Here is a 5,130-nt window from a genome sequence, read left to right as displayed (position 1 = left end):
GGACCTGATTATTCCACGCCGGTCTTCCTACTGCCCCAACTTTGCAACAGCACCCTTTTCGGGGTTGTGTACTCGCATCGATTGCTGTCGCCGCAGGCCTTGCAGTGCCTATGGCTGCTGTTGAAGCTAGCGAATATCCTGATTCGTTCATTGGACTTGGAACAATGGTCACCTATATTTACTCTGCGTTTGCTCTCTTCTTTCTCAATCTTTTGGTTGCATTTGTCATGGAATTAAAAAAGGTTCGCACGTACGGTAATCAGGTTCCACTAATTAAGAATGGCCCCATTCACAAGTAGTCTGGCAGCTCGGGGAATATTTCGGGCCAGTGTTTTGTGCTGACTGCGTATAGTTCTAGTCCTTCTGATGTGGATGCAGCCCTACCCCGCTAAGCTGGTACGGAATATGAAGATCTTATTGCTGTGCTGGCGCGATTCCACCCACCCGCAAGGTGGCGGTTCCGAGCTGTATTTGGAGCGGGTAGGGGAATACCTTGCGCGAGCAGGGCATGAGGTGATTTACCGATCCGCGGCGCACACTGATATGCCACGGCGTTCGGTGCGCGATGGCGTGCGTTATTCACGCAGCGGCGGGAAGTTCACGGTGTATCCGAAAGCACTGTTGGGCATACTCGTCGGCAAGCTGGGGCTGGGCACGTTGGCGAACCTTGATGTGGTCGTCGATACGCAAAATGGAATTCCTTTTTTTGCGCGCTTGGTGTTTCGCCCAACGGTGCTGCTCACGCACCACTGGCACAAGGAACAATGGCCGGTTGCTGGGCCGGTGCTGGCGCGGGTTGGTTGGTTGTTGGAATCGAAAATCGCGCCGAAGGTGTACCGGGGCGCGCCCTATGTGACTGTTTCGCAGGCCTCCAAGGAGGATTTACAGTCCCTCGGGGTGCCGGATGCTGCGATCATTGAAAACGGTGTGGATGAGGTGCCCGCGCTCATACCGCGCTTGGAGCGTCGTGGGGTGCACATTGTCACGCTGTCGCGGCTGGTTCCGCATAAACAAATCGAGCACGCCATCGATGCGCTAGCTGGGTTGGACGGAGCGGCTGAGCTTGCCGACGACGTCGTGCTGGATGTCATCGGTTCGGGCTGGTGGGAAGACAAATTGCGGGCCTACGCGGCGGCGTCTGGGGTGGGCGAGCGCGTGTTTTTTCATGGGCAAGTCACCGACGACTACAAGCACGCATTATTGGAGCGTGCCGAAGTGCATGTGATGCCGTCGCGGAAAGAAGGCTGGGGTTTAGCCGTCGTCGAAGCAGGTAAGCATGCCGTCCCGACAGTCGGTTATAGCTTTGGCCTGCGTGATTCCGTCGGGCACGGGCGCACTGGATTGCTCGCTGATACTCCAGAGGAACTGGCGGTACAGCTGCAAAAAATTCTTGACGACGACTCCTTGCGTGCACAGCTCGGTGCGGGTGCGAGGAAATTCGCGGAACAGTTTTCGTGGGAAAAGACTGGTCAGCGCTTTGCCGCTTTATTGGAAGATGTAGTCGCTGCAGATTCTCGGCGCGGTTGATGGGGTTTGTCGCTGCTGGGTTTTGTCTCTGATGGGGTTTGCCGAAGTGGCGTAGACGAGGTCGGCTGTGTTCTGGAAAGGTAGGCTATGCTTTATGAATTCCTCGGAGATGAACGCGACAGCTGAAGAGAAGCTAGTGAACAATACCGCGAAGCCAGAGAAGTCGGAAAAGCCAAAGAAAAAACGGCAAGTACGGGAAGCCACCGTCACGGGGCGTACTCAGTTATCCCGCACGATGGTGCGCCTCAGTTTTTCTTGCCCAAGCTTGGCCGGAGGCGAATTTCCGTTCACTGACCACTATGTCAAGCTGCTTTTTGCGCCAGCAGGGGCTGACTATAGTTGGCCGTTTGACGTAGAAGAGGTAAAGAAAACCCAGCCGAGGGAGCACCAGCCGGTGCGCCGGACCTACACTTTCCGCCGAATTGATCCGGCCACAGGAGATTTTGAGATCGATTTTGTGGTGCATGGCGAGCACGGCGTTGCCGGGGTGTGGGCGCAGAACGCGGAGATCGGTGAACGCATCGGTTTTCTGGGGCCTGGTGGCAAGTGGCACCCAAGCGATGACTACGAACATTTTGTCTTGGCTGGTGATGAAGCCGCAGCACCTGCGATTGCCGCCGCGTTGGAAAACCTGCCGGACAACACCACTGCTGATGTGTACCTGGAGATCGCCGATGCAGAGTGCACCGTGCCCATGCCGGAACCTGCTGGCGCCAACCTACATTGGGTGCTGCGGGATGGGCGCATGCCAGGAACTGCTTTGGTTTCTGCTATCCGTGAGGCCGGTTACCCAGCGAAGCGAACCAGCTGGTTTGTCCATGGTGTTGCCGAAATGATCAAAGACGTCCGAAAGTTTTTGTACGTGGACGGCAATGTCGCGAAAGAGGACACTTCCATTTCTGGGTATTGGCGCTTGCGCATGACCGAAGATGAATGGCAGGCATCCAAGATGGAGTTCAATCAAAGCGTCGAAGACGAAGAACGCGCGCTACGCAGTCAACGGAAATAGCTTTGCTGCGTTGCGCGGCTGACCCAAAAGTTGACTGACCATGATGCTGCTGAGCTTGAGGAGTTTGATAATTTCTATGGTCTTGACTTTTGCTGGGATTTGATAATCATTACAGCGGCGAAAACAACGTAGGCGATTAATGCACCAGCAGTGCCAAAGCTAAGGAATGCAATTGCAGAACTTGAAAAGTTCTCCCGGACTACAAAGCCTAAGGCTGACAGAGCTCCGGCAGCTATCGCAATGGAATTAACAGCGGTTGGAATCGTTGTTCTGTAATGATGAATCTGCCAGGCGGTGAGCGCTGTCCCAAAAAGCAGGCCAACAAGCACAATTGCGTTGTCTTGCATGTAGATAGCCCATAGAGACGAAGAGACCGCTAACATCCCCAGCGATATATAAGTCATCCAGTGGCAGCAATAATGACCAATGTTGCGACAAAAACCGGGTGAAACAATAGCTGGTTTCATAATTTTCTCCTTGAGTTTTGTCAACCTTCCCGAAGGGGGCTCAGGTTCCGGTAGAAGAGATAATGGCATGCTGGGCGTTCCGCTTGGTTGCTGAATTTTTGGGCATAGTCCAGCTTTCCATCTACTCAGACGAAACATAACCTGGGCTACTTCATAGTCTCAATGAATAACGGACGAATTGCCGGGTAGACCTTGGTGGCGGCCGTATTTTGTGGGCCGTCGGTGATGGCCTGGGCATCGAATTTTTCCGAGGTAGTGAAATTATTGTTCTCGTCGAGCCCAAGTGTGATTCATGATAAACATACTACACATACGACACCATCTCTTATGATCAGTGTCGTATGTTCTGTGTCGAATGTTGCATGTAGATGTTGTATGTCGGTTGCTCATTTATGCTTCCCGCGGGGCAGCATCGACGGCGGCAGGGGCGCGTACGGTCAAAGCCGCAATGGCTGTGGTGAGTGGAACCGCCAAGACCAAGGCAATCGCGCCGGTCACCGAACGCAGAATTTCCGTAGCCATGATGTCACTGCTGAGAATTTGCCCCAGCGGACGACCAGAAATACTCAGCAGCAACAGCGTCGGCAAGGCCACACCCGTATAGCTTAAAACCAGTGTGTATACCATCGACGCAATATGGTCACGGCCGACGCGCATGGCACCAGCGAACAAGCGTAGAGGTTTCGCGCCGGGTTCCAGTTCGCGCATTTCGTTGACGGTGGAGGCTTGCGCGATGGTGACGTCGTTCAGAACACCGAGCGCACCAATGATCATGCCTGCGAGCATCAACCCGGAAATGCTGACTCCCGGCAGGTAGATCAGGATATTCAAATTGTTTTCATCGCCCAGGCCGCGGATGCCGGCGGTGGCCACCGCAAGCGTCGACAAGCCCACGGATAGGCACAATGCCAATAGCGTGCCGCCCATGGCACTCGCGGTTTTCCAGCTGAAACCATGTACCAAAAACAGCACCAAGAACAGCACCGCGGCGCCGCAGGTGAGGGCGAGCAGAATAGCGGAACCGCCGTGGATGAGCCCGGGAATAAGAAACGCCGCGATCACAGCCAGGGTGATGACCAGGCCGAATACCGCGCGTAGGCCGCGCCAGGCGCCAACCGCGATGATCAGGATGACCGCTGCTGCCAGCCAGAGCCACATAGTGGTGCTGCGTTGGAAATCTTGAAAACCATAGCTGCCGGCGTCGTGCTTGGAAAGAGCGATCTTGTCGCCCTCTTCCAATTGCGGATTGCCTGGGATTTCTGGGTGAATCTCCAGCAGCGTGCGTTGGCCTTCGTGCTCGCCGGAAGTTAGGTCGATAATCGCGTGGGTGCAATCGTTGGGTGCAGCAGGGTTCGTCTGTGGTGACGTTTCGAAGACCTGGCCATTCGACGGGGAACCGCACATACCGGGCTGGACGATGGCGACGGTGCCGTCGACAAGCTCACCGGAAAGTGAGGACGTCTGTTCGAACTGCTCACTGACAGGGGGTTCTTCGTTGGGCGGCCATTGGATGATGAGTCCGATGATCGTCGCCGCAGCTGCGAGGATTAGCCCGGCTGCGAGTACGCGCTGAGGCCACGTCCAGGTTTTGATGGCACTCAAGCTACGGCCGGTTGATTGTGGTTCGGGCTGCGCCGATTGCTGGGCTGGGCGTGTGGTCTCCGTTGTGTGCGAGGCGTGCGCTGCTCGGTTGGCGGATTGTTTTTGCTGTGCAAGCAGCGATTGTGCGGACTGCGACGAACTAGTGCGGTGATGGCGACCCATGGGCTAAGAATATCGCCTGCGTGCAGTGTTGCCTAAAAATCTGGTGGCAGAGCGTTGGTTCAGTGCATGTTTCCGTGGTCTCGTGATGCCGTGAGGTTAGACCACAACGGTGGCCATGTGGTAGATTTATCTGCAGGATCTCGCGTGGCGTTCATCCTCTCAACTCCCCCAGGGCAGGAATGCAGCAAGGGTACGGAGGCTCTGGCGGGTGCGCGGGGTCCGTTTTTGTTACCTGCTTTGTAAGGGTTGGGTATGCCGGTTATGGGGTTGTGGGGCAAAGTCGGGTTAAACGACAAGGGTTAAACGGCGGGTTAAACGACAAAAAGTGTGTTTTTTACGGCGTGTCGCCAATTCCCTAGATTT

The 5,130-nt window shown here is 55.3% G+C and carries 5 protein-coding genes and 1 other RNA gene; 4 read left to right on the top strand and 2 right to left on the bottom strand.

The features are described 5' to 3' along the window. From RCH87_RS10075 to RCH87_RS10065, 3 genes are all read left to right on the top strand, one after another. Positions 1–237: hypothetical protein (locus tag RCH87_RS10075; RefSeq protein WP_306516566.1), on the top strand; the 237-nt coding region annotated here is incomplete at its 5' end. Between the two features lie 168 nt (positions 238–405). Continuing rightward, positions 406–1,527 carry a glycosyltransferase family 4 protein gene (locus RCH87_RS10070; RefSeq protein WP_034645076.1) on the top strand — a complete coding sequence of 374 codons (1,122 nt, stop codon included), beginning with the start codon at positions 406–408 and terminating at the stop codon, positions 1,525–1,527. 94 nt (positions 1,528–1,621) lie between these two features. Next, the gene (locus tag RCH87_RS10065; RefSeq protein ID WP_023018837.1) at positions 1,622–2,536 is read left to right on the top strand and encodes a siderophore-interacting protein; all 915 of its coding nucleotides are present in this window, start codon (positions 1,622–1,624) and stop codon (positions 2,534–2,536) included. Positions 2,537–2,610: 74 nt separating this feature from the next. Here RCH87_RS10065 and RCH87_RS10060 read toward each other — a convergent pair whose 3' ends face one another. Then, positions 2,611–3,003, bottom strand: a complete 393-nt coding sequence (locus tag RCH87_RS10060) for a hypothetical protein (RefSeq protein WP_023018836.1) — start codon at positions 3,001–3,003, stop codon at positions 2,611–2,613. 390 nt (positions 3,004–3,393) lie between these two features. Then, positions 3,394–4,767 (bottom strand): YibE/F family protein, encoded by a 1,374-nt coding sequence (locus tag RCH87_RS10055; protein WP_306516565.1) that lies wholly within the window; start codon positions 4,765–4,767, stop codon positions 3,394–3,396. A 132-nt stretch (positions 4,768–4,899) separates the two neighbouring features. On the opposite strand from RCH87_RS10055, the gene ffs reads away from it, so the two are divergent. After that, positions 4,900–4,994: signal recognition particle sRNA small type (gene ffs / locus RCH87_RS10050), an RNA gene on the top strand. Positions 4,995–5,130: the final 136 nt, after the last annotated feature.

Origin of the sequence: Corynebacterium sp. (assembly GCF_030826625.1) — a bacterium.
GTDB lineage: Bacteria > Actinomycetota > Actinomycetes > Mycobacteriales > Mycobacteriaceae > Corynebacterium.
This window is presented reverse-complemented; position numbering and strand designations above follow the sequence as displayed.

Coding starts and splice junctions, on each gene's coding strand:
- RCH87_RS10070 (WP_034645076.1), top strand. CDS start 406: ATGAAGATCTTATTGCTGTGCTGGCGCGATTCCACCCACCCGCAAGGT.
- RCH87_RS10065 (WP_023018837.1), top strand. CDS start 1,622: ATGAATTCCTCGGAGATGAACGCGACAGCTGAAGAGAAGCTAGTGAAC.
- RCH87_RS10060 (WP_023018836.1), bottom strand. CDS start 3,003: ATGAAACCAGCTATTGTTTCACCCGGTTTTTGTCGCAACATTGGTCAT.
- RCH87_RS10055 (WP_306516565.1), bottom strand. CDS start 4,767: ATGGGTCGCCATCACCGCACTAGTTCGTCGCAGTCCGCACAATCGCTG.